The sequence below is a fragment of the Variovorax sp. PAMC 28711 genome, from assembly GCF_001577265.1.
Lineage (GTDB): Bacteria > Pseudomonadota > Gammaproteobacteria > Burkholderiales > Burkholderiaceae_C > Variovorax.
This window is the reverse complement of sequence record NZ_CP014517.1, coordinates 4,016,648-4,038,097: the sequence shown is the minus strand read 5'-3', so window position 1 is coordinate 4,038,097 and position 21,450 is coordinate 4,016,648. Positions and strand designations below refer to the sequence as shown.

Annotated in this window: 18 protein-coding genes and 1 tRNA gene; 13 read left to right on the top strand and 6 right to left on the bottom strand. The window is 64.6% G+C overall.

Features of this window, described 5'->3' with window-relative positions; translation table 11 throughout:
- Window positions 1–21: 21 nt before the first annotated feature.
- Complete coding sequence (locus tag AX767_RS19465; RefSeq protein WP_068632827.1) at window positions 22–2,313, bottom strand: arginine/lysine/ornithine decarboxylase; 2,292 nt, start codon at window positions 2,311–2,313, stop codon at window positions 22–24.
- A 106-nt stretch (window positions 2,314–2,419) separates the two neighbouring features.
- On the opposite strand from AX767_RS19465, the gene AX767_RS19460 reads away from it, so the two are divergent.
- From AX767_RS19460 to AX767_RS19450, 3 genes are all read left to right on the top strand, one after another.
- Window positions 2,420–2,845, top strand: coding sequence for an NfeD family protein (locus AX767_RS19460; protein WP_068632826.1), 426 nt, complete (start codon window positions 2,420–2,422; stop codon window positions 2,843–2,845).
- A gap of 26 nt (window positions 2,846–2,871) precedes the next feature.
- Window positions 2,872–3,804: an SPFH domain-containing protein gene (locus AX767_RS19455; RefSeq protein WP_068632825.1), complete on the top strand. Its 933-nt coding sequence runs from the start codon at window positions 2,872–2,874 to the stop codon at window positions 3,802–3,804.
- A 13-nt stretch (window positions 3,805–3,817) separates the two neighbouring features.
- Window positions 3,818–3,907, top strand: a tRNA-Ser gene (locus tag AX767_RS19450).
- Window positions 3,908–4,023: 116 nt separating this feature from the next.
- On the opposite strand, the gene AX767_RS19445 is transcribed toward AX767_RS19450, so the two are convergent.
- The 4 genes from AX767_RS19445 to AX767_RS19430 all read right to left on the bottom strand — a co-directional run bounded on the left by AX767_RS19445 (window position 4,024) and on the right by AX767_RS19430 (window position 7,692).
- Window positions 4,024–5,229, bottom strand: a complete 1,206-nt coding sequence (locus AX767_RS19445; RefSeq protein ID WP_068632824.1) for a branched-chain amino acid ABC transporter substrate-binding protein — start codon at window positions 5,227–5,229, stop codon at window positions 4,024–4,026.
- 128 nt (window positions 5,230–5,357) lie between these two features.
- Window positions 5,358–5,768 (bottom strand): hypothetical protein, encoded by a 411-nt coding sequence (locus tag AX767_RS19440; protein WP_068632823.1) that lies wholly within the window; start codon window positions 5,766–5,768, stop codon window positions 5,358–5,360.
- Window positions 5,768–6,205, bottom strand: a complete 438-nt coding sequence (locus AX767_RS19435; RefSeq protein ID WP_068632822.1) for a DNA polymerase III subunit chi — start codon at window positions 6,203–6,205, stop codon at window positions 5,768–5,770. The genes AX767_RS19440 and AX767_RS19435 overlap by 1 nt, the downstream gene beginning before the upstream one ends.
- Complete coding sequence (locus tag AX767_RS19430) at window positions 6,202–7,692, bottom strand: leucyl aminopeptidase (RefSeq protein WP_068632821.1); 1,491 nt, start codon at window positions 7,690–7,692, stop codon at window positions 6,202–6,204. Before AX767_RS19430 ends, AX767_RS19435 begins: the two co-directional genes overlap by 4 nt.
- A gap of 21 nt (window positions 7,693–7,713) precedes the next feature.
- On the opposite strand from AX767_RS19430, the gene lptF reads away from it, so the two are divergent.
- The 6 genes from lptF (at window position 7,714) to AX767_RS21110 (ending at window position 12,735) form a co-directional block, all read left to right on the top strand.
- Entirely contained in the window at window positions 7,714–8,832 is a 1,119-nt protein-coding gene (gene lptF, locus AX767_RS19425; protein ID WP_068632820.1) for an LPS export ABC transporter permease LptF, read from the top strand.
- A complete protein-coding gene (lptG, locus tag AX767_RS19420) occupies window positions 8,829–9,938 on the top strand; it encodes an LPS export ABC transporter permease LptG (RefSeq protein WP_068632819.1) in 1,110 nt (369 codons plus the stop codon). The genes lptF and lptG overlap by 4 nt, the downstream gene beginning before the upstream one ends.
- Before the next feature lie 9 nt (window positions 9,939–9,947).
- Window positions 9,948–10,313, top strand: coding sequence for a sirohydrochlorin chelatase (locus AX767_RS19415; RefSeq protein WP_068632818.1), 366 nt, complete (start codon window positions 9,948–9,950; stop codon window positions 10,311–10,313).
- Between the two features lie 53 nt (window positions 10,314–10,366).
- Window positions 10,367–11,308, top strand: coding sequence for a CysB family HTH-type transcriptional regulator (locus AX767_RS19410; protein ID WP_068632817.1), 942 nt, complete (start codon window positions 10,367–10,369; stop codon window positions 11,306–11,308).
- On the top strand, window positions 11,305–12,474 hold the full coding sequence (locus tag AX767_RS19405; RefSeq protein ID WP_068632816.1) for a pyridoxal phosphate-dependent aminotransferase: 1,170 nt from the start codon (window positions 11,305–11,307) through the stop codon (window positions 12,472–12,474). The genes AX767_RS19410 and AX767_RS19405 overlap by 4 nt, the downstream gene beginning before the upstream one ends.
- Before the next feature lie 108 nt (window positions 12,475–12,582).
- The gene (locus tag AX767_RS21110; RefSeq protein ID WP_082755086.1) at window positions 12,583–12,735 is read left to right on the top strand and encodes a DUF3309 family protein; all 153 of its coding nucleotides are present in this window, start codon (window positions 12,583–12,585) and stop codon (window positions 12,733–12,735) included.
- A 55-nt stretch (window positions 12,736–12,790) separates the two neighbouring features.
- Here AX767_RS21110 and hrpA read toward each other — a convergent pair whose 3' ends face one another.
- The gene (gene hrpA / locus AX767_RS19400) at window positions 12,791–16,735 is read right to left on the bottom strand and encodes an ATP-dependent RNA helicase HrpA (protein ID WP_068632815.1); all 3,945 of its coding nucleotides are present in this window, start codon (window positions 16,733–16,735) and stop codon (window positions 12,791–12,793) included.
- 87 nt (window positions 16,736–16,822) lie between these two features.
- On the opposite strand from hrpA, the gene argA reads away from it, so the two are divergent.
- Genes argA through AX767_RS19380 form a run of 4 tightly spaced genes read left to right on the top strand, consistent with a single transcriptional unit; the run spans window position 16,823 to window position 21,437 of the window.
- Entirely contained in the window at window positions 16,823–18,169 is a 1,347-nt protein-coding gene (argA, locus tag AX767_RS19395; RefSeq protein WP_068632814.1) for an amino-acid N-acetyltransferase, read from the top strand.
- A gap of 28 nt (window positions 18,170–18,197) precedes the next feature.
- Entirely contained in the window at window positions 18,198–19,409 is a 1,212-nt protein-coding gene (gene dapC / locus AX767_RS19390; protein ID WP_068632813.1) for a succinyldiaminopimelate transaminase, read from the top strand.
- Window positions 19,406–20,230: a 2,3,4,5-tetrahydropyridine-2,6-dicarboxylate N-succinyltransferase gene (dapD, locus tag AX767_RS19385; RefSeq protein ID WP_068632812.1), complete on the top strand. Its 825-nt coding sequence runs from the start codon at window positions 19,406–19,408 to the stop codon at window positions 20,228–20,230. Before dapC ends, dapD begins: the two co-directional genes overlap by 4 nt.
- A gap of 55 nt (window positions 20,231–20,285) precedes the next feature.
- Entirely contained in the window at window positions 20,286–21,437 is a 1,152-nt protein-coding gene (locus AX767_RS19380; RefSeq protein ID WP_068632811.1) for a PilT/PilU family type 4a pilus ATPase, read from the top strand.
- The last annotated feature ends 13 nt before the right edge of the window (window positions 21,438–21,450 follow it).

The following is a 21,450-nucleotide window of genomic DNA, read 5'->3' as shown; positions in this document are numbered from 1 at the left end:
GGAGCGATCCAGCAGATGGATTCAGCGACGCACGCAGTCGGCGTAGTAGCGCTTCTTGCCCGTCTCGTCGATCTTCGCCACCAGACCGTGGATGTCGGTCTCGAAGCCCGGGCATTCCTTGTTGAACTCGCGCGCGAACTTCAGGTAGTCAACGATCTTCTTGTTGAAGACCTCGCCCGGAATCAGCAGCGGAATGCCCGGCGGGTACGGCGTGATCAGGCTGGTCGTGATGCGCCCTTCCAGTTCATCGATGTCCACGCGCTCGGTCTTGCGGTGCGCGATGTGCGCGAAGGCATCGCTCGGCTTCATCGCCGGCGTGAGGTCGCTCAGGTACATCTCGGTGGTGAGGCGCGCCACGTCGAAGCGCGCATACAGCTTGTGGATGTGCTGGCACAGGTCGCGCAGGCCGAGCTTCTCGTAGCCGGGATGCACCTGGCAGAACTCCGGCAGGATGCGCCACATCGGCTGGTTACGGGCGTAGTCGTCCTTGAACTGCTGCAGCGCCGTGAGCAGCGTGTTCCAGCGGCCCTTGGTGATGCCGATGGTGAACATGATGAAGAAGCTGTAGAGCCCGGTCTTCTCCACGATCACGCCGTGCTCGGCGAGGAACTTGGTCACCACGCTGGCCGGAATGCCGGTTTCTGCAAAGTTGCCTTCCAGGTCGAGGCCCGGCGTCACGATCGTCGACTTGATCGGGTCCAGCATGTTGAAGCCGTCGGCCAGGTCACCGAAGCCGTGCCAGTTGCGCGGCGACTTCTTCGTCTTGCGCTTGCCCTCCTTCTCGCCCTTCATGATCCAGTCTTCGGCGCGACCGATGCCTTCGTCGACCAGCTTCTCGGGGCCCCAGACCTTGAACCACCACTCGTCCTTGCCGAACTCTTCCTCGACCTTGCGCATGGCGCGGCGGAAGTCGAGCGCTTCGAGGATGGACTCTTCCACCAATGCGGTGCCGCCGGGCGGTTCCATCATGGCGGCAGCCACGTCGCAGCTCGCGATGATCGCGTACTGCGGGCTGGTCGACGAGTGCATCAGGTAGGCCTCGTTGAACAGGTCGCGGTCGAGCGCACGGTTCTGCGAGTCCTGCACCAGCACGTGGCTGGCCTGGCTGATGCCGGCCAGCAGCTTGTGGGTCGATTGCGTGGCGAACACCAACGCCTCCTTCGGTCGCACCCGGCGCTTGCCCATCGCGTGGTAGGCGCCGTAGAACGGGTGGAACGCCGCGTGCGGCAACCAGGCTTCGTCGAAATGCAGCGTGTCGACGTAGCCGTCGAGCATGTTCTTGATGGTCTCGGTGTTGTAGATCACGCCGTCGTAGGTCGACTGGGTGAGCGTCATCACGCGCGGCTTGACGGTGTCGGGGTCGACATGCGCGAGCAACGGGTTGGCCTTGATCTTGGCCTTGATCGCGCTCTGCTCGAACTCGCTCTGCGGGATCGGGCCGATGATGCCGAAATGGTTGCGCGTGGGCTTCATGAAGACGGGAATCGCGCCGGTCATGATGATCGCGTGCAGGATCGATTTGTGGCAGTTGCGGTCGACCACCACCACGTCGTCGGGCGCCACCGTGTGGTGCCACACCATCTTGTTGCTGGTGCTGGTGCCGTTGGTCACGAAGAAGCAGTGGTCGGCGTTGAAGATGCGTGCGGCATTGCGCTCGCTGGCCGCCACCGGACCGGTGTGGTCGAGCAGTTGACCGAGTTCTTCCACCGCATTGCACACGTCGGCGCGCAGCATGTTCTCGCCGAAGAACTGGTGGAACATCTGGCCCACCGGGCTCTTGAGAAAGGCCACGCCACCCGAGTGACCCGGGCAGTGCCACGAGTACGAGCCATCTTCCGCGTAGTCGATCAGCGCCTTGAAGAACGGCGGCTGAACGCCCTCGAGGTAGCTCTTGGCCTCGCGGATGATGTGGCGCGCCACGAACTCCGGCGTGTCCTCGAACATGTGGATGAAGCCATGCAGTTCGCGCAGGATGTCGTTCGGGATGTGGCGCGAGGTGCGCGTCTCGCCGTAGATGTAGATCGGCACCTCGGCGTTCTTGCGGCGCACCTGCTCGATGAAGCTGCGCAGGTTGAGCACGGCCGGATCGAGGTCGGGCCCGGGCGTGAATTCCTCGTCGTCGATCGACAGGATGAAGGCACTGGCCCGGCTTTGCTGCTGCGCGAACTGGCTCAGGTCGCCATAGCTCGTGACGCCGAGCACCTCGAAGCCTTCGCTCTCGATGGCTTGCGCCAATGCGCGAATGCCCAGCCCCGAGGTGTTCTCGGCGCGGAAGTCCTCGTCGATGATGACGATCGGAAAGCGAAATTTCATGTGCGTGGCCCGGACGGGAAAAGAGCCGCGAAGTGTAAGGAATTCAGAAGTCGGTTGCCGGCCCGCATGTCAGAGAATGCAGATCAAACGATAAAGAGGAGCTTTTATGGCCAATTCCACCATCTGGTGGCTGATCGCTGGCGGCGCGATCGTCCTCGAACTGTTGTCAGGCACCGTTTACCTGCTGCTGCTGAGCGCAGGCTTTGCCTCCGCCGCCATCGCTGCGCACCTCGGCGCAGGCTTGACGACGCAACTGGTCGTTGCAGCCTTCGTCGGTGTGAGCGCGGTCATCGTGTGGCACTGGATACGACGCAGCAGGCCGGTCACGCTGGCCAGCGGATCGAATCCCGATGTGAACCTCGACGTCGGCGAGAAGGTGTTCGTCGATGCGTGGAACGTCGATGGCACGGCCACCGTTCGCTATCGCGGCGCGCAATGGACGGTGGTTCCGCGTGCCGGCAGCACCACGAGCACCGGAGAGCACCGCGTCGTCGAAGTCATCGGCAGCCGGCTGGTACTCGACAAGATCTGAAGAACAACCCAAGAAAGAACAGCACCATGGATTTCGCAGTCCCCTTCGTGATTCTCGTCATCGCGATCATCTTCATCAGTCAGTCGGTGAAGTTCGTTCCGCAACAAAACGCCTGGGTGCGCGAGCGTCTGGGCAAGTACCACGGGACGATGACGCCCGGCGCCAACTTCCTGATCCCGTTCATCGACAAGGTGGCCTACAAGCACAGCCTGAAAGAAATCCCGCTCGACGTGCCCAGCCAGATCTGCATCACGCGCGACAACACGCAGCTGCAGGTCGACGGCATCCTGTATTTCCAGGTGACCGACCCGATGCGGGCGAGCTACGGTTCGTCCAACTACATCATGGCAGTGACGCAGCTGGCGCAGACGTCGTTGCGCAGCGTGGTCGGCAAGCTCGAGCTCGACAAGACCTTCGAGGAGCGCGACATCATCAATGCGCAGGTTGTCGCGGCGATCGACGAGGCCGCGCTGAACTGGGGCGTGAAGGTGTTGCGCTACGAAATCAAGGATCTGACGCCACCGAAAGAAATCCTGCTGGCCATGCAGGCGCAGATCACCGCAGAGCGCGGCAAGCGCGCCCTCATTGCGGCGTCCGAAGGTCGACGTCAGGAACAGATCAACATCGCGACCGGCGAGCGTGAGGCATTCATTGCCCGCTCCGAAGGCGAAAAGCAAGCGGCCATCAACAACGCACAAGGCGAAGCCGCGGCCATCACGGCTGTGGCCGATGCCACCGCGTTTGCGATCGAACGCGTCGCCGCAGCGATCCGCCAACCCGGCGGCGAGCAGGCCGTGCAATTGAAGGTGGCGGAGCGCGCCGTCGATGCCTACGGCAAGGTGGCGCAGGATTCGAAGACCACGTTGATCGTGCCCAGCAACATGAGCGAAACCGCTGCGCTCATCGCATCTGCGATGCGCATGGTGCAAGCCGGAAAAAACGGCCCCACAGCGGGTTAGAATCGACGACGCCGGAGCGGTGGATGAGCGGTTTAAGTCGCACGCCTGGAAAGCGTGTGAGGGGTAAAACCCTCCGCGGGTTCGAATCCCGCCTGCTCCGCCAGACAATGTCTGAAGCCCGCGCAACGTGATCGTTGCGCGGGCTTTTTTACGTGCAACGCAAAATTGCGTGCCAAAAAAAAGGAGCCCGAAGGCTCCTTTTTTGCTTGGCGGATTCGCTCAGCGAACCACAGCGATTTGCTCGCGCTTGCCGGCCTTGTACGTGTACAGGGTCAGCGCGCCGTTCTTGATGTCGCCCTTTTCGTCGAAGGCGATCGGGCCGGTCACGCCCTTGTAGTTGGTCTTGCCGATTTCAGGCAGGTACTTGGCAGGGTCGGAGGAACCGGCACGCACCATGGCGTCGGCCAGGATTTCCACGGCGTCGTACACGTACGGTGCGTAGATCTGGACGTCGACGCCGTTCTTGGCCTTGAAGTCGGCCTTGAACTTCTCGAGCGGCGCCTTGAAGTCACCGTCGACGCCGCCGGCTTCGGCGCACACCACCATGTCTTCGCCCACTGCATCACCAGCGAGCTTGGCGAGTTCGCCGGTGCACATGCCGTCGCCACCCATGAACTTCACGGTCATGCCGAGTTGCTTGACTTGCTTGAGCATCGGGCCGGCCACGGCGTCCATGCCGCCGAAGAACAGCACGTCGGGCTTGGCACCCTTGAGCTTGGTCAGGATGGCGTTGAAGTCGGTGGACTTGTCGGTGGTGAATTCGTGGCCGACGATGGTCGCACCAGCCGCCTTGGCGGCCTTCTCGAACTCTTCTGCGACGCCCTGGCCGTAAGCAGTGCGGTCGTCGATCACGGCGATGTTCTTGCCCTTCAGTGTTTCGACGGCGTACTTGCCGAGCGTGCCGCCCAGTTGCGTGTCGTCAGCCACCACGCGGAACGTGGTCTTGAAGCCTTGACGTGTGTACTTGGGGTTGGTGGCCGACGGCGAGATCTGGGGAATGCCCGCGTCGCTGTACAGCTTCGAAGCCGGGATCGTGGTGCCGGAGTTCAGGTGCCCGACCACGCCGTTGACCTTGGCGTCGACCAGCTTCTGTGCAACAGCGGTGCCTTGCTTCGGATCGCCACCGTCGTCTTCGGCCATCAGTTCGAACTTGGCAACCTTGTCGCCGATCTTGAGGTTCCTCGAATTCAGGTCTTCGATGGCCATCTTGGCGCCGAACTCGTTGTCCTTGCCGAGGTGAGCGATCGGGCCGCTGGTCGGGCCAACGTGACCGATCTTGACGACCAGCGCGTCTGCCGGAGGTGCTGCAGCGGGCGCTGCAGCGGTCGCTGCCGGTGCCGCAGCGGGTGCCGCGGCTTCTTCTTTCTTGCCGCAAGCCACGAGCGTGAGCGCAGCCAGTGCGACCGCAGTCCATTTCAATTGCATGGGAAACCTCCAGAACATTGATGAAGAAATGAATACATAAACCGGTCTTTCGATCCGGGCGCGAAGACTGAGCAAGTTTCGCGCCGCAAACCGGTGGCGCCTTGGCACCCCCCGACCCGGCGCGCAGTTTAGCCCAAGGATCCGGGCTCGGACGCTGGCACAGACCCTGTGTTTTCTGAAAGTTCCTGGGCCAACGATTCGATCACCAGGGTGCGCAATACCGACTCGATTTCGCCCCGCAGGCGCGGCAGCATCGCATCGAGCTGCTGCTGAACGGCGGCCGACACCGTATCGCTCAAACGCTCTTCCAATTGGAGGTCGATGCGCTGCAAGACGCGGTGCAGCAGCTGCTCTTCCAGGCGAAACGCATCGTCGTCGGAGAGCTGGCCCGGACGGATCGCCACCATGTCGATGGGGACGGGTTCCGGCGTCGCCGCGAGGTCGTCGGTCGCGGGCTCCTCGACGGGTTCCGGGGGCACTTCGAGCACGGCCGTAAGCGTGGGCACGAAGCGCGGCGGAACGCGCAGGTTGCTGGCCATCAGGCACCCGCCTTCGCGAAGTCGTGTGGCGTGATCGCGTAGCCCCGCGTTGCGTAGTGCTTCCAGCGGGCCCGTCCGATCTGCCGGTCTTCGGGGTCGCCGCTCACGATGTCGATCAAACGGTCGAAGCGCTCGAAGCCGGCGGGCAGCGCGGCACCGACATTCACCAGCACCTGCCGGTGCGGCGCGGGTCCGCTGTCGACATCCAGCAGCAGCACCGGTGTTCGCGCGATCACATGCCCCTCGGCGTCACTCCGGCAGTGCGCAATGAAATCGACTGGCGACAACGCCCAGAGCGCCGCGTCGACGGCATCGAGCGTTTCGGGCTCGCCAATGACGACCAGCCTCGCATCGTGCAAGCGAAGCGCCTTGCGCAGCAGCCGGCACGCATGCAGCACCTTGTCGGGCGCGTTGAAGTGAAAGTCGATGCCCGTCACGCAGCGGCTGGGGCCTTGCGACCCTTTTTGGGCAATGCGGGCTGGACGGCGCCGGCGCGCGAGACGAGGTACGCCACCAGCAAGCCGACCGGACGGCCCGTCGACCCTTTGGCTGCGCCGCTCTTCCATGCTGTGCCCGCGATGTCCAGATGCGCCCACGGGAATGCCCCGGTGAAGCGCTGCAGGAATTTGGCCGCCGTGATCGCACCGCCAGCGCGGCCGCCGATGTTGGCCACATCGGCAAAGTTGCTCTTGAGACCTTCGGCATACTCGTCGTCCAGCGGCAGGCGCCAGCAGCGGTCCAGCGATTGCTCGCCTGCTGCTTCGAGCGCCTTGGCCAGCGCGTCGTCTGCGCTGAACAGGCCAGTGCGCACACCGCCCAACGCGACGACGCATGCGCCAGTCAGCGTGGCGATGTCGATCACCGCGGCCGGCTTGAAACGTTCAGCATAGGTCAGCGCATCGCACAAGATGAGTCGGCCTTCGGCATCGGTGTTGAGCACCTCAATGGTCTGGCCGCTCATGCTGGTCACGACGTCGCCGGGCTTCAAAGCCTTGCCGTCGTTCATGTTTTCGCACGAAGGAATCAGGCCGATCACGTTGATGGCGGGTTTCAATTCGCCCAAGGCACGAAACACGCCGAGCACGCTCGCCGCGCCGCACATGTCGAACTTCATTTCGTCCATTTCGGCAGCGGGTTTCATCGACACCCCCCCCGTGTCGAAAGTGATGCCCTTGCCCACCAGCACCACAGGGGCCTGGTCCTTGGTGGCGCCGCGGTAGCTCAACACAATGAAGCGAAGCGGTTCGGAAGAGCCTTGCGCGACCGATGCGAAAGAGCCCATCCCGAGCTTGGCCACCTCTTTCGGGCCCAGCACCTCGCATTTGATGTGCGCCTGCGAGGTGAGGGTTTCGGCCGCGTCTGCCAGCAGCGTCGGCGTGCAGTGGTTGGCGGGGCGATTGCCCCACTCCTTGGCGAACTCGATGCCTGCCGCGGTGGCCTTGGCTTCGGCGAAAGCCGAGCTGACGGCGTTGCCGTCGGCCACACCGAGGGTGACCTGCCGCAGCGTTCGCGGCTCCGACTTCGACTTCGTGGTGACGTAGACGTAGCTCGCATCCGCGACGGCCAGGACCGCGCTATGCACCGCCGCACCGTCGGCCGGACCCGCGAAGACCAGCGTCAGGCGCTTCGTTCCAAGGCCCTTGAGCGTGCGTACCGCGGCCAGCACCGCACTGCGCACGGAACCCGGCACGCCGTCGCCGATCGACGCCAGCACCACGCGGGGCGCCGCGACGCCTTCAGGCCGATAGAGCGACAGCAGTTTGCCAGGCTTGTCGGGCAGGTCGCCCGCCGCGCGCGCAGCGCTCGCCAGGGCCGACAACGCATCGCCGACCGCCAGCGCACCGGAGGGCACGAGGACGATGAGCGCGTCGGATTTTTCGGTGGCAGCCTGACTGCCAGTGAGGGTCTTGAGTTGGAAGTCCATAATCCTTTTTTTCCCGCAACGATGTTATTCCATTCCTCTCTCCGCAAAGAGTTGTCGCGCAGCTTCGGCGCGACCCTCGTCGTGCTGGTCACCATCGTGATGACCATGATGTTGATCCGCACCCTCGGCCTTGCGGCCAAGGGCAGCGTCAACCCCTCCGAAGTGTTCCTGGTGATGACTTATACGGTGCTTGGCTATCTGCCGACCATCCTGAGTCTGAGCCTGTTCATCGCCATCGTCGGTACGCTGTCGCGCATGTACCGTGACAGCGAAATGGTGATTTGGTTCTCCAGCGGCCGCGGATTGGCCGACTTCGTGGAGCCGCTGTTTCGCTTCGCATGGCCCGTGCTCGCGCTCATCACGGTGCTCGCCATGGTCGGCTGGCCCTGGGCCAACTCGCAGACTCACGGCATGCGCGACCAATACGAACGGCGCAGCGACATCGAGCGCGTGGCCCCCGGCGAGTTCGTCGAATCGGCGGGCCGCATGCGGGTGTTCTTCGTCGACAAGGACACGCCCGATGGCAACACGGCGTCGAACGTCTTCATCTCGTCGATCGAGCGGAACCGGCAGATCGTCACGTCAGCGCGCGGCGGCCACATGGAATTCATCGACAACGCGCGCTTCCTGATGCTCGACAACGGCCAGCGCCTCGAACGGCCGCTCGACCGGTCTAGCCTGAAGATCAGCGAGTTCAAGACCTACGGCGCGCGCACCGGCAGCAATGCCTCCGGCCTCGGCGACGAAACGCCCGCGCGCGAGTTGTCCACCTTGCGGCTCCTGGCTGCACCCACCGGCGTCAATCTGGCCGAACTCGCCTGGCGACTCGGCATGCTCCTGGCCGGGGCCAATTTCGTGCTGCTGGCGCTGACGCTGTCGAGTGTCAATCCGCGGGTCGGCCGCAGCGGCAACCTGCTCTTCGCACTGTTCGCATTCGTCGTTTATTACAACCTGCTGAACCTGGGGCAAGGATGGGTGGCCTCCGGCCGATTCAGCTTTGGCGGATGGCTGCTGGTGCTGCATGGGGGCGTGCTGTTTATCGGGGTCCTGTGGCTCACGCTGCGACACCACAACTGGGGAATCCGCAGACGGCCATCGCGCCAGATCAGCGGTGGCCTGCACGCGGGAACGGTGCGATGAAGACGATTCGCCGCCTCATCTACATCGAGGTGCTGAAGTCCGTGGCCTTCGTCACGCTCGGCTTCCTGAGCCTGTTTTTCTTCTTCGACTTCGTCGATGAATTGCAGGCGGTCGGCAAGCCGACCGACCTCGGCTACGGGCTGCCGCAAGCCTTGCTGTTCGTCGTCATGCTGGTGCCCGGCCACCTCTACGAGCTGCTTCCGATTTCGGTCCTGATCGGCACCATCTTTGTGATGGCACGACTCGCGCAGAGCTCCGAATACACGATCCTGCGAACCAGCGGCCTCGGCCCATGGCGCGCATTGCGCACCCTGCTGGTGCTGGGCATCGGCTTCGTGCTGCTCACCTTCGCGATCGGCGACTACATCGCGCCGGTGTCGAGCAGCACTGCCCAACTCATGAAGGCGAAGTACCGTGGTTACCTCACTTCGGCAGGCACCACCGGGGCCTGGCTGAAGGAAAAGCGCGACAACAAGTCGTATGCGGTGAACGTGGTTTCGATCGGGCGCGACGGCGCCATGAGCCTGATGAACATCTTCGAGTTCGATGCGAATGGCTTTGTCTCCCGCCAGATCTCAGCCAATTCGGCGCGCATTGAAGGCGATGTGTGGGTGCTCAACACGGTCGACGAGCAGACCTACGAGACGAACAAGAGCGCGGAGACCGGACGTGTCGTCATCCGGAAACTGCCGGAGCTTCGCTGGCCGACCACACTCACGAGTGAAATGGTGTCGGTGGCGCTGCTCAAACCCGATCGAATGGGCACGATTGACCTGTTCGACTACATCCGCCATCTCGATGCCAACGGCCAGACCGCGCAGCGCTACGAGATCGAGTTCTGGCGCAAGGTGTTCTATCCGCTCTCCTGCCTGGTGATGGTGGTACTCGCCCTGCCCTTCGCCTACCTGCATTTCCGGCAGGCCGGCATCACGACCTACGTGTTCGGCGGGGTGCTGATCGGCATCAGTTTCTTCATGCTCAACAACGTGTTCGGCTACCTCGGCAACCTGAGCAACTGGTCGCCGTGGATCACGGCGGCTGCGCCGGGGCTGATTTATTCCGTCATGTCCCTTGCCGCGTTCTCGTGGCTGGTCCTGCGAAGGTAGCGACGATTCATGCACAACACCGGCATCGTGCTCTTTGCACACGGTTCCCGAGACCCCCGCTGGCGCGAGCCGGTGGAAGCGGTGGCGCGCCAGGTGGCGGCCCTGGCGCCGACGGCCCGGGTGGTCTGCGCTTACCTCGAATTCATCGAGCCCGACCTGCCGACCGCGGCGAGTGCGCTGATCGCGAGCGGCGCAAACGCCATCAAGGTCGTCCCGCTTTTTCTCGGCATGGGCAAGCATGTGCGTGAAGACTTGCCGGCGCTGCTCGACGCGCTGCGCATCGCGCACCCGACGGTCGATTTCACGCTGGCGCGCGCAGTCGGCGAAGACCCCGACGTGATCGACCTGCTGGCCAAAACTGCCCTCAAAGCCTGAATTTCGATAGACGCCGAAGGCATAATGAATTCCGTAATAAGACGGAAATCGATATGAATCTGCACCAGTTCAAATTCGTTCAGGAGGCCGTGCGGCGCAATCTGAACCTGACAGAAGCGGCAAAAGCACTTCACACCTCTCAGCCTGGCGTGTCGAAGGCGATCATCGAACTCGAGGAAGAACTCGGCGTCGAGATCTTCGCGCGGCACGGAAAACGCCTGAAACGCGTGACCGAACCCGGCCTGCATGTGCTGGCGAGCATCGAACTCATCATGCGCGAGGTGGGCAATCTCAAACGCATCGGCGAACAGTTCAGCGCGCAGGACAGCGGCACGCTGTCGATCGCCACCACGCACACGCAGGCGCGCTATGTCTTGCCGGTGCCGGTCGCACGTCTGCGCGAGGCCTACCCGAAGGTCAACGTCAGCCTGCATCAAGGCTCGCCGGACCAGGTGGCGCGCATGGTGATCGACGAGATCGCCGAGGTCGGCATTGCCACCGAATCGCTCGCCGACTACGCCGAGTTGGTGACGCTGCCCTGCTACGAGTGGCAGCATGTACTGGTGTTGCCGAAGGACCATCCGCTCGCGAACAAGGAGCGCGTGTCGCTCGAAGACCTGGCGCACGAGCCGATCATCACGTACCACCCGTCGTTCACCGGACGCACGCGCATCGACCATGCGTTCGCGCAGAAAAAGCTCACTCCGCGCATCGCGCTCGAGGCGATCGATTCCGACGTGATCAAGACCTACGTGCGCCTCGGCCTCGGGGTCGGCATCGTGGCCGAAATGGCAGTGCGCGACGACACCAACGCCGACCTCGTCGTCAAGCCGATGGGTCACATCTTCGGCACCAACATCGCCCGCGTCGCCTTCAAGAAGAGCGCCTACCTGCGCAACTTCGTCTTCAAATTCGCCGAGTTGCTGAGCGACCGGCTGGACCGCAATCTCATCGCCAAGGCCCTCAGCGGCCACCAGCAAGACTACGAACTATGAGCACTGTTCTTTCCCCGCGCACGCCTGTCGTCGCGACCAAACTGCCAGCCGTCGGCACCACCATCTTCACCGTGATGTCGGCGCTCGCCGCCGAAAAAGGCGCGGTCAATCTCGGGCAGGGCTTTCCGGATTTCCACTGCGATCCCAAGCTGCTCGAAGACGTCACTGCGGCCATGGCTGCCGGCCACAACCAGTACCCGCCGATGCCCGGCATCCTGCCGCTGCGCGAAGCCATCGCCGCGAAGATCGGCGCGCTCTACGGCCACTGCTACAGCGCCGCGACCGAAATCACCGTCACCGCCGGCGCGACGCAGGCGATCATCACCGCCATCCTCGCCGTGGTGCGGCCGGGCGACGAAGTGATCGTGCTGGAGCCCTGCTACGACAGCTACGTGCCCAACATCGAGCTGGCGGGTGGCACCGTGGTGCGCGTCCCGCTGACGCCCGGCACGTTCCGTCCCGACTTTGCCAAGATCGCCGCCGCGATAACCTCGAAGACGCGCGCGATCATCGTCAACACGCCGCACAACCCGAGCGCGACCGTGTGGTCCGAAGCCGAAATGCGCCAGCTCGACGACCTGCTCGCGCCCACCGAGGTGCTGTTGATCAGCGACGAGGTCTACGAGCACATGGTCTACGACGGCGCAGTGCACCAGAGCGCCGCGCGCTTCCCGGGCCTGGCGGCGCGCGCCTTCATCGTGAGCAGCTTCGGCAAGACCTATCACGTCACGGGCTGGAAGGTGGGCTACGTGGCCGCGCCCGAGCCGTTGATGACCGAGTTCCGCAAGGTGCATCAGTTCAACGTGTTCACGGTGAACACGCCGATGCAGCACGCGCTCGCGGCTTTCATGGCCGATCCGGCGCCCTACCTGGAACTGCCGGCGTTCTATCAACGCAAGCGCGATCGGTTCGCAGCTGGCCTCGCGAAGACGCGCTTCAAGCTGCTGTCGAGCGGTGGCACCTACTTCCAGTGCGTCGACATCAGCGAAGTGAGCGACCTCGGCGAGGCGGATTTCTGCCAGTGGCTCACAAGCGAAATCGGCGTGGCGGCGATTCCGTTGTCGGCGTTCTACGGCGACGAATTCGACCAGCGCGTGGTGCGCTTCTGCTTCGCCAAGAAGGACGAGACGCTGCAAAGCGCCCTCGACCGGCTCGCCAAACTCTGACACGTGACGTAGGCGTCCCCTGACCGGCGGAAGGGCCGCTGTCCCTAGGCCGCAGGGCTCGGCCGACCGACGATAGAGCCTCTTTCAAAAACGCCTCAGGAGAAGCCCATGTCCCTCATCGTCCTCGTCATCGTCGTCCTGCTTCTTATCGGCGTGTTGCCGACGTGGGGCCACAGTCGCAACTGGGGCTATGGCCCAAGCGGTGGTCTTGGCCTGGTGCTTGTGGTCATCGTCGTGTTGCTGCTCCTCGGACGCATCTGACGCCGTTACGCCTTGAGCCGAAAAAGCCCGCTGCTGCGGGCTTTTTGCCGTCTTGTCAGGCGTCGAGCTGTGTCCACGCCTTGTCGAGGCGCTTCACGCTCACCGGTTGCGGGGTGCGCAGTTCCTGCGCGAAGAAACTCACCCGCAACTCCTCGAGCAGCCAGCGGAATTCCAGCATGCGCTCGTCGGTCGCGCCCTTGCGATCGGCCAGCAGACGCCAGTAGCGCTGCTCCTGCGGCCGCAGTTCGGCCAGCTTGGCCGCATCGCGCGCCGGATCGGCGCGCAACTTGTCGAGCCGTGCCGTGATGGCCTTCAGATAGCGCGCGAAATGCTGCAACTGCGGCCACGGCGTGTCGGCCAGAAAGCGCTTGCCCACCAGCCGCTGCAACTGCTGGGCCGCGTCGGCCACCGCCTCGGGCTGGATCTTCGTGTCCTTGATCTTGCGTGCCGCCGTTGCATAGTCCAGCAGGACCACGCCGGCCAGGCGCGCCACTTCGTTGGCGATGAGGGTCAGGCGCCCGCGGCCTTCTTCCACGCGCTTCTTGAACGCGAATGGGTCGGTCGGCAGCGGCTCTTGCAGAAAAGCGCGATCGATCGCCACGTCGATGATCTGGCTGCGCAAAGCATCCGAAGTGCCAAGCGGCATGTACGCAACGGCCATCTTCTGCAGATCCGGGATGTTCTTCTCCAGATACTTCAGCGCGTCTTTCAGCTGCAATGCGAACAAGCGCCTCAGGCCCGCTCGGTGCTTTGCCGTCGCGACGGCCGGCTCGTCGAACACCTCGATCGTGACCGCATCGCCGCCATCGATCAGCGCCGGAAAGCCGATGAGCGATTGCGCACCGCGCCGCACTTCCATCAGTTCGGGCAGCTCGCCGAAAGTCCACGCCGTGTAGCGCTGGCCTGCCGGCAACGCGGGCGCCGCACTTTGCTTCGCGACGTGTTTGCCAGCGGCTTGCTGCACACGGCCAGCCGGTGATTCCGGCGCCTGCTGTTCGGGTGCTGCCTTGACGTTGATGCCCGCCAGCGCCTGGAAGGCGCCTCGCGCCTGGGCGCCCAACTCGCCCTTGAGCGCACCGAGATTGCGTCCCATGCCGAGCTGGCGGCCGTGTTCGTCGACCACGCGCAGGTTCATGAACAGGTGGGGCGGCAGCATGTCCAGCTTGAAGTCGGCGCGCACCACGTCGATGCTGGTCAGTTCGCGCACCCGTCGCAGCAGCACGTCGGTCAACGAACCCGCGCCGAACAGTTCGGGCGCAGACAAGGCCTCGGCGAGCTTCGCGGAGGAATCCGGCAGCGGCACCAGCCGCGAGCGCGGTCGCTGCGGCAGGCTCTTGAGCAGCGCCTGGATCTTGTCCTTGAGCATGCCGGTGACCAGCCACTCGCAGCGCTCTTCGCTGACTTGGTTCAGCACGAACAGCGGCACGCTGACGGTGAGCCCGTCTTTCGCGTCGCCGGGCTCGTGCAGATAAGTCGCCGCGCAGTCGACCCCGCCGAGGCGCACCGTCGGCGGGAACGACTGCGTCGTGATGCCCGCGGCCTGGTGCCGCATCAGCTCATCACGCGTGAGGAACAGGAGGCGCGGCTGCTCGCGCGATGCCGGCTTGTACCAATTCTCGAAAGTGATGCCGCTCGCCACGTCGGCCGGCAGCTGCGCGTCGTAGAACGCGAAGATCAGTTCATCGTCGACCAGCACGTCCTGCCGGCGCGCCTTGTGCTCCAGGCCTTCGACTTCTTTCACCAGCTTGCGGTTGGCCTGCAGGAAAGGCAGCCGGGTTTCCCACTGCCCGTCGACCAGCGCCTCGCGAATGAAGATCTCGCGCGCCGCGACCGGGTCGACCTTCGTGAAGTCGACACGCCGGCCGCTGTAGACCACCAAACCGTAGAGTGTCGCGCGCTCCAGCGCCGACACCTGCGCGCCCTTCTTTTCCCAATGCGGATCGAGCAACTGTTTCTTCAGCAAATGCCCGCCGACCTGCTCCAGCCACTGCGGCTCGATGTTGGCGATGCCGCGGCCGAACAGGCGCGTGGTTTCGACCAGCTCCGCCGCCACGATCCAGCGGCCCGCCTTTTTCTTCAGGTGCGCGCCGGGGTGCTTGTAGAACTTGATGCCGCGCGCGCCCAGGTAGGCCTCGTCATCCTCCTGCTTCCAGCCGATGTTGCCGAGCAGGCCGGCCAGCATCGACAGGTGCAAGGGCTCGTAGCCGGCCGGCTCGCTGTTGATGCGCCACTTGTGCTCGGTCACCACCGTCAGCAGCTGCGAATGGATGTCGCGCCACTCGCGCACGCGGCGGATGTTGATGAAGTTCTGGCGCAGCAATTGCTCGTACTGGCGGTTCGTCAGCTTGTGGGTGTTGTCGTGCCCGCCGCGGGCGGCGCCGATCCATTTCCAGAGCCGCAGGTAGCCGCTGAATTCGCTCTTGTCGTCGTCAAACTGCGCGTGCGCCTGGTCGGCCTGCTGTTGCGCGTCCATCGGGCGGTCGCGCACGTCCTGCACGCTCAGGGCTGAGGCGATGACCAGCACTTCTTCGAGCGCGCCGCGCGAGCGCGCCTCCAGGATCATCCGGCCGACGCGCGGGTCGAGCGGCAACCGCGCCAGCTCGCCGCCCATCGGCGTGAGCTCGTTGGCGTCGTCGACCGCGCCGAGCTCGTTGAGCAACTGGTAGCCGTCGGCAATAGCGCGCGGCGTCGGCGCTTCCAGGAACGGAAAGCGCGCGACGTCGCCCAGCCGCAGCGACTTCATGCGCAGGATCACGCCGGCCAGCGACGAACGCAGGATTTCCGGATCGGTGAAGCGCGGGCGGCCCTCGAAGTCCTTCTCGTCGTAGAGCCGGATGCAGATGCCGTCGGCCACGCGACCGCAACGCCCCGCGCGTTGGTTGGCCGCCGCCTGGCTGATCGGCTCGACCAGCAATTGCTCCACCTTGCTGCGGAACGAATAGCGCTTGACGCGCGCCGTGCCCGCGTCGATCACGTAACGCGTTCCGGGCACCGTGAGCGAGGTCTCGGCCACGTTGGTGGCGAGCACGATGCGGCGGCCGGTGTGGCCATCGAAGATGCGGTCCTGCTCGGCCGGCGAGAGCCGCGCGAACAGCGGCAAGACTTCGGCACTGCGCATCAACGGCTGGTGCGTCAGGTGGCGCCGCAAATGATCGGCCGCCTCCCGGATCTCGCGCTCGCCGGGCAGGAACACCAGGATGTCGCCGGCGTTGTGCGGATCGCGCCAAAGCTCGTCGACGCCATCAGCGATCGCCGAATTCAGGTCGTACTCGCGCGACTCTTCGAAGGGCCGGTAGCGCTGCTCGACCGGAAAGGTGCGGCCCGACACATAGATGATCGGCGCCGGACGCAGCTCGCCCCCACGCTCCCCCACTTCGTGTGGGTCGCTGCCCCCCGAGGGGGCCGCGCCCGCCTTGGGGCGGCCCGGCGCCGGGCGTCTCGACGCGAAGTGCGTGGCGAAGCGGTCGGCATCGATCGTGGCCGAGGTCACGATCACCTTCAGGTCGGGCCGGCGCGGCAGGATTTCGCGCAGGTAACCGAGCAGGAAGTCGATGTTAAGGCTGCGCTCGTGCGCCTCGTCGATGATGATCGTGTCGTAGGCCTTGAGCAGCGGGTCGGTCTGCGTCTCGGCCAGCAGGATGCCGTCGGTCATCAGCTTGACGGAAGCGTCGCGGGAGAGGCGGTCCTGGAAGCGCACCTTGAAGCCGACCACCTCGCCCAACGGCGTCTTCAGCTCTTCGGCGATGCGTTTGGCGACCGAGCTGGCCGCGATGCGCCGCGGCTGCGTGTGGCCGATGAGCTTGCCCTGGCCGGGCGGTGCGTTCAGTTTGCCGCGACCGAGCATCAGCGCGATCTTGGGCAACTGGGTGGTCTTGCCCGAGCCGGTTTCGCCGCAGACGATCACGACCTGGTTCGTGCGGATGGCTTCGGCGATTTCGTCGCGCCGGGCAGACACCGGCAACGACTCGGGGAACTCGATTCGGAAAGGGGTCGACGACAAGGCAGGCAGTTCGGGGAAAATCGCCGATTATCTTGTGCCCGGCCAAATCCCGTCGCTCGCCCCGCTCCCGCCCCACCTGCCCCTTCCATGTCCACTGTCTTCAATTTCACCTTCGTTCCCTGGTTCCGCTCGGTGGCGCCCTACATCCACACGCACCGGGGCAAGACCTTCGTGGTCGCGCTGGCGGGCGAAGCGATCGCGGCCGGCAAGCTGCAGAACATCGCGCAAGATCTGGCGCTGATCCAGTCGATGGGCGTCAAAGTCGTGCTGGTGCACGGTTTTCGGCCGCAGGTGAACGAACAACTGCGGGCCAAGGGCCACGAGGCGAAGTACTCGCACGGCATGCGCATCACCGACGAGGTGGCGCTCGATTCGGCGCAGGAAGCCGCCGGCCAGCTGCGCTACGAAATCGAGGCCGCGTTCAGCCAAGGCCTGCCGAACACGCCGATGGCGGGCTCCACGGTGCGCGTGATCTCGGGCAACTTCATCACCGCGCGACCGGTGGGCGTGGTCGATGGCGTGGATTTCAAGCATTCGGGCCTGGTGCGCAAGGTCGATGCGGTCGGCATCCGCCGCACGCTGGATTTCGGCGCGATGGTGCTGATGTCGCCCTTCGGCTTTTCGCCGACCGGCGAGGCCTTCAACCTGACGATGGAAGAAGTCGCAACCAGCGTGGCGATTTCGATCCAGGCCGACAAACTCATCTTCCTGACCGAGATTCCCGGCATCCGCATGGACAGCGAGCTGCCCGAGAGCGAAGACAACCCGATCGACACCGAACTGCCGCTCGCTGCCGCCGAAAAGCTGCTCGCCTCGCTGCCGCCGGCGCAGCGCCCAACCGACACCGCGTTCTATCTGCAGCACTGCGTGAAGGCCTGCAAGGCCGGCGTGGAACGCAACCACATTCTGCCCTTCGCGCTCGACGGCGCGCTGCTGCTCGAGGTGTATGTGCACGACGGCGTCGGCACCATGGTGATCGACGAAAAGCTCGAATCGCTGCGCGAAGCCACGGTGGACGACATCGGCGGCATCCTGCAGCTGATCGAGCCGTTCGAGCGCGACGGCACGCTGGTCAAGCGCGACCGCACCGAGATCGAGCGCGACGCCGATCACTACACCGTGATCGAGCACGACGGTGTGATCTTCGGCTGCGCGGCGCTGTATCCGTACCCCGAGGAGCGCACGGCCGAGATGGCGGCGCTCACCGTGTCGCCGCAATCGCAGTCGGTGGGCGATGGCGAACGCATCTTGAAGCGCATCGAGCACCGCGCCAAGGCGCAGGGCCTGGACAGCATCTTCGTTCTCACGACGCGCACCATGCACTGGTTCCTGAAGCGCGGTTTCCAGCAGGTGAATCCCGACTGGTTGCCCGACGCGCGCAAGCGCAAATACAACTGGGATCGCAAGAGCCTGGTCCTCGTCAAGAAGCTCTGACCCGACGGGCGCCTCGATAATTCACCGCATGAATCCCCTGCTCTCCCGGCTCCAGCCGTATCCGTTCGAGCGCCTGAAACAGCTCTTTGCAGGCGTGACGCCCGACGCGGCGTACAAGCCGATCAGCCTCGGCATCGGTGAGCCCAAGCACCCGACACCGCAGTTCATCAAGGACGCGCTGACCGAAAGCCTCGGCGCCCTGGCCGCGTACCCGGCGACGGCAGGCGCGCCGGAATTGCGCGCCGCGTTCACCGGCTGGCTCGACCGCCGCTATGGCCTGAAGCTCGACCCCGCCACGCAGGTGCTGCCGGTGAGCGGCACCCGCGAGGCGCTGTTCGCGTTGACGCAGACGGTGGTGGATTCGAGCGTTTCGCCCCAACCCGTCGTGGTCTCGCCCAATCCGTTCTATCAAATCTACGAAGGCGCGGCCCTGCTGGCCGGCGCCGACGTGCACTACGTGCCGAGCGTTGCCGGGCGCAATTTCGCGGTCGATTGGGACGGCGTGGCGGCGGAAGTCTGGGCGCGGACGCAGCTGGTCTTCGTGTGCTCGCCCGGCAACCCGACCGGCGCGGTGATGCCGCTCGACGAATGGCGCAAGCTCTTCGCCTTGTCAGACCGCTATGGCTTCGTGATCGCGTCCGACGAGTGCTACAGCGAAATCTATTTCCGCGACGAGCCGCCGCTCGGTGGCCTGGAAGCGTCCGACAAGCTGGGTCGCGAGGGCTACAGGAACCTGATCGCACTGACCTCGCTGTCCAAGCGCAGCAACGTGCCGGGCCTGCGCAGCGGCTTCGTGGCGGGCGACGCCGCCATCATCAAGAACTTCCTGCTGTACCGCACCTACCACGGCTCGGCGATGAGCGGAACCGTCGCCTCGGCCAGCATCGCGGCCTGGAACGACGAAGCGCATGTGGTGGAGAACCGCGCGCTGTACAGGGCCAAGTTCGCCACCGTCACCCCGATGCTCGAAGCGGTGCTCGACGTTCGCCTGCCCGACGCCAGCTTCTATCTCTGGGCCGGCGTGCCGGACGCGTGGGGTGGCGACGACGAAGCTTTCACCCGCGCGCTCTACGCTCAATACAATGTGACGGTCCTGCCCGGCAGCTATCTGGCACGCGATTCGCGTGGCGCCAACCCGGGACGTGGACGCATCCGCATGGCCCTGGTGGCCAGCACCGCCGAGTGCGTCGAAGCCGCCGGGCGCATCGTTCAGTTCATCCGTAAAGACATTTCCTCATGACGCAACAACTTCAGCAGACCATCGACGCCGCGTGGGAAGACCGCGCCAACCTGTCCCCCGCCCAGGCCTCCGCCGAGGTGCGCGAAGCCGTCGAACATGTCATCTCCGAACTCAACAACGGCAAGCTGCGCGTGGCCACGCGCGAATCCGTCGGCCAGTGGACGGTGCACCAGTGGATCAAGAAAGCCGTGCTGCTGTCGTTCCGCCTGAAGGACAACGAACAGATCCAGGCCGGTTCGCTCGGCTTCTACGACAAGGTGCAGACCAAGTTCTCGCACCTGTCGGCCGCCGAACTCAAGGAAGCCGGCGTGCGCATCGTGCCGCCGGCCGTGGCCCGCCGCGGCAGCTACATCGCCAAGGGCGCGATCCTGATGCCCAGCTACGTGAACATCGGCGCCTATGTCGGTGAAGGCACGATGGTCGACACCTGGGCCACCGTGGGTTCCTGCGCGCAGATCGGTGCCAATTGCCACCTGTCGGGTGGCGTCGGCATCGGCGGCGTGCTCGAGCCGCTGCAGGCCGGCCCCACCATCATCGAGGACAACTGCTTCATCGGCGCGCGCTCCGAGGTGGTCGAAGGCGTCGTGATCGAAGAAAACTCGGTGCTGTCGATGGGCGTTTTCATCGGCCAGAGCACGCCGATCTACGACCGCGCCACCGACTCGGTGAGCTACGGCCGCGTGCCGGCCGGCTCGGTGGTCGTGGCCGGCAACCTGCCCAAGCCGGGCGGCAAGTACAGCACCTACGCCGCCATCATCATGAAGAAGGTGGACGCCAAGACGCGTTCGACCACGTCGCTCAACGATCTGCTGCGCGACTGATCGCGGCAGTCGACGGCGGCAGACGGCTTTCACCACAACAACCTAGGAGATCCCGATGGTCGGAACGATGGAGCGAATTCTTCGCCTGATGGCCGAACGCAAAGCGTCCGACATCTACCTCTCGGCGCATTCGCCCGCGCTGATCCGGATCAACGGGAATTGCCTGCCGATCAACGCGCAGATTTTGCCGGCTGAAGCGCCGCTCAACCTGCTGGCGGAGGTGGTGCACGAAAGCCGCATCGCAGAACTGGAGCGCATGGGCGAGCTGAACATGGCGATTGCGCTGGAAGGCGCCGGCAACTACCGCATCAGCGCCATGCGCCAGCGCGGCACGTACGCGGTGGTGATCCGGCACATCGCGTCGGTCATCCCGAGCTTTGGCGACCTGAACCTGCCCGACATCCTGAAGACGCTCATCATGGAAAAGCGCGGGCTGATCCTGATGGTGGGCGCCACGGGCGCGGGCAAGACCACGACGCTCGCCTCGATGCTCGACTACCGCAACGAGAACGCGTCGGGCCACATCCTGACGGTCGAAGAGCCGATCGAGTTCACCTATACGAACAAGAAATCGATGGTGAACCAGCGCGACGTCGGCAGCGACACGCAATCGCTTCAGGTCGCCCTGAAGAACGCGCTGCGCCAGGCGCCCGATGTGATCCAGATCGGCGAGATTCGTGACCGCGAAACCATGACGGCCGCCATCGCCTACGCGCAGTCGGGCCACCTCTGCGTGGCCACGCTGCACGCCAACAACAGCTATCGCGCGCTCAACCGCATCCTGAGCTTCTACCCGGTCGAAGTGCGCGGCACGCTGCTGGGCGACCTCGGCAGCGCACTCCGCGCCATCGTGGCACAACGCCTGTTGCGCACGCCGAGCGGCAGCCGGGTGCCCGCGCTCGAAGTGATGCTGAACACCGCGCTGGTCGCTGAACTCATCGAAAAAGGCGACTTCACGGCCGTCAAGGAAGCCATGGAGCAATCGATGGCGCAGGGATCGCAAACCTTCGAGGAAGACATCGCACGGCTGATCAACGACGAGCGGGTCACGCGGGCCGAAGGCCTGTCGCAAGCCGATTCGCCGACCAACCTGATGTGGCGCCTGCAAAACCGCACCGCGCCGCCCGCCCCGGCCGACGAACGCGCGCTGCTCGACCAGGTGGACGAACCCACCTTCACCGACATCACGCTCGACGTGAAGTTCTGACCCTCCCATTTTT

What these genes read in the sequence shown, in the direction of transcription:
- AX767_RS19465 (WP_068632827.1), bottom strand. Translation starts at nt 2,313, where the DNA reads ATGAAATTTCGCTTTCCGATCGTCATCATCGACGAGGACTTCCGCGCC.
- AX767_RS19460 (WP_068632826.1), top strand. Translation starts at nt 2,420, where the DNA reads ATGGCCAATTCCACCATCTGGTGGCTGATCGCTGGCGGCGCGATCGTC.
- AX767_RS19455 (WP_068632825.1), top strand. Translation starts at nt 2,872, where the DNA reads ATGGATTTCGCAGTCCCCTTCGTGATTCTCGTCATCGCGATCATCTTC.
- AX767_RS19445 (WP_068632824.1), bottom strand. Translation starts at nt 5,229, where the DNA reads ATGCAATTGAAATGGACTGCGGTCGCACTGGCTGCGCTCACGCTCGTG.
- AX767_RS19440 (WP_068632823.1), bottom strand. Translation starts at nt 5,768, where the DNA reads ATGGCCAGCAACCTGCGCGTTCCGCCGCGCTTCGTGCCCACGCTTACG.
- AX767_RS19430 (WP_068632821.1), bottom strand. Translation starts at nt 7,692, where the DNA reads ATGGACTTCCAACTCAAGACCCTCACTGGCAGTCAGGCTGCCACCGAA.
- lptF (WP_068632820.1), top strand. Translation starts at nt 7,714, where the DNA reads ATGTTATTCCATTCCTCTCTCCGCAAAGAGTTGTCGCGCAGCTTCGGC.
- lptG (WP_068632819.1), top strand. Translation starts at nt 8,829, where the DNA reads ATGAAGACGATTCGCCGCCTCATCTACATCGAGGTGCTGAAGTCCGTG.
- AX767_RS19415 (WP_068632818.1), top strand. Translation starts at nt 9,948, where the DNA reads ATGCACAACACCGGCATCGTGCTCTTTGCACACGGTTCCCGAGACCCC.
- AX767_RS19410 (WP_068632817.1), top strand. Translation starts at nt 10,367, where the DNA reads ATGAATCTGCACCAGTTCAAATTCGTTCAGGAGGCCGTGCGGCGCAAT.
- AX767_RS19405 (WP_068632816.1), top strand. Translation starts at nt 11,305, where the DNA reads ATGAGCACTGTTCTTTCCCCGCGCACGCCTGTCGTCGCGACCAAACTG.
- AX767_RS21110 (WP_082755086.1), top strand. Translation starts at nt 12,583, where the DNA reads ATGTCCCTCATCGTCCTCGTCATCGTCGTCCTGCTTCTTATCGGCGTG.
- argA (WP_068632814.1), top strand. Translation starts at nt 16,823, where the DNA reads ATGTCCACTGTCTTCAATTTCACCTTCGTTCCCTGGTTCCGCTCGGTG.
- dapC (WP_068632813.1), top strand. Translation starts at nt 18,198, where the DNA reads ATGAATCCCCTGCTCTCCCGGCTCCAGCCGTATCCGTTCGAGCGCCTG.
- dapD (WP_068632812.1), top strand. Translation starts at nt 19,406, where the DNA reads ATGACGCAACAACTTCAGCAGACCATCGACGCCGCGTGGGAAGACCGC.
- AX767_RS19380 (WP_068632811.1), top strand. Translation starts at nt 20,286, where the DNA reads ATGGTCGGAACGATGGAGCGAATTCTTCGCCTGATGGCCGAACGCAAA.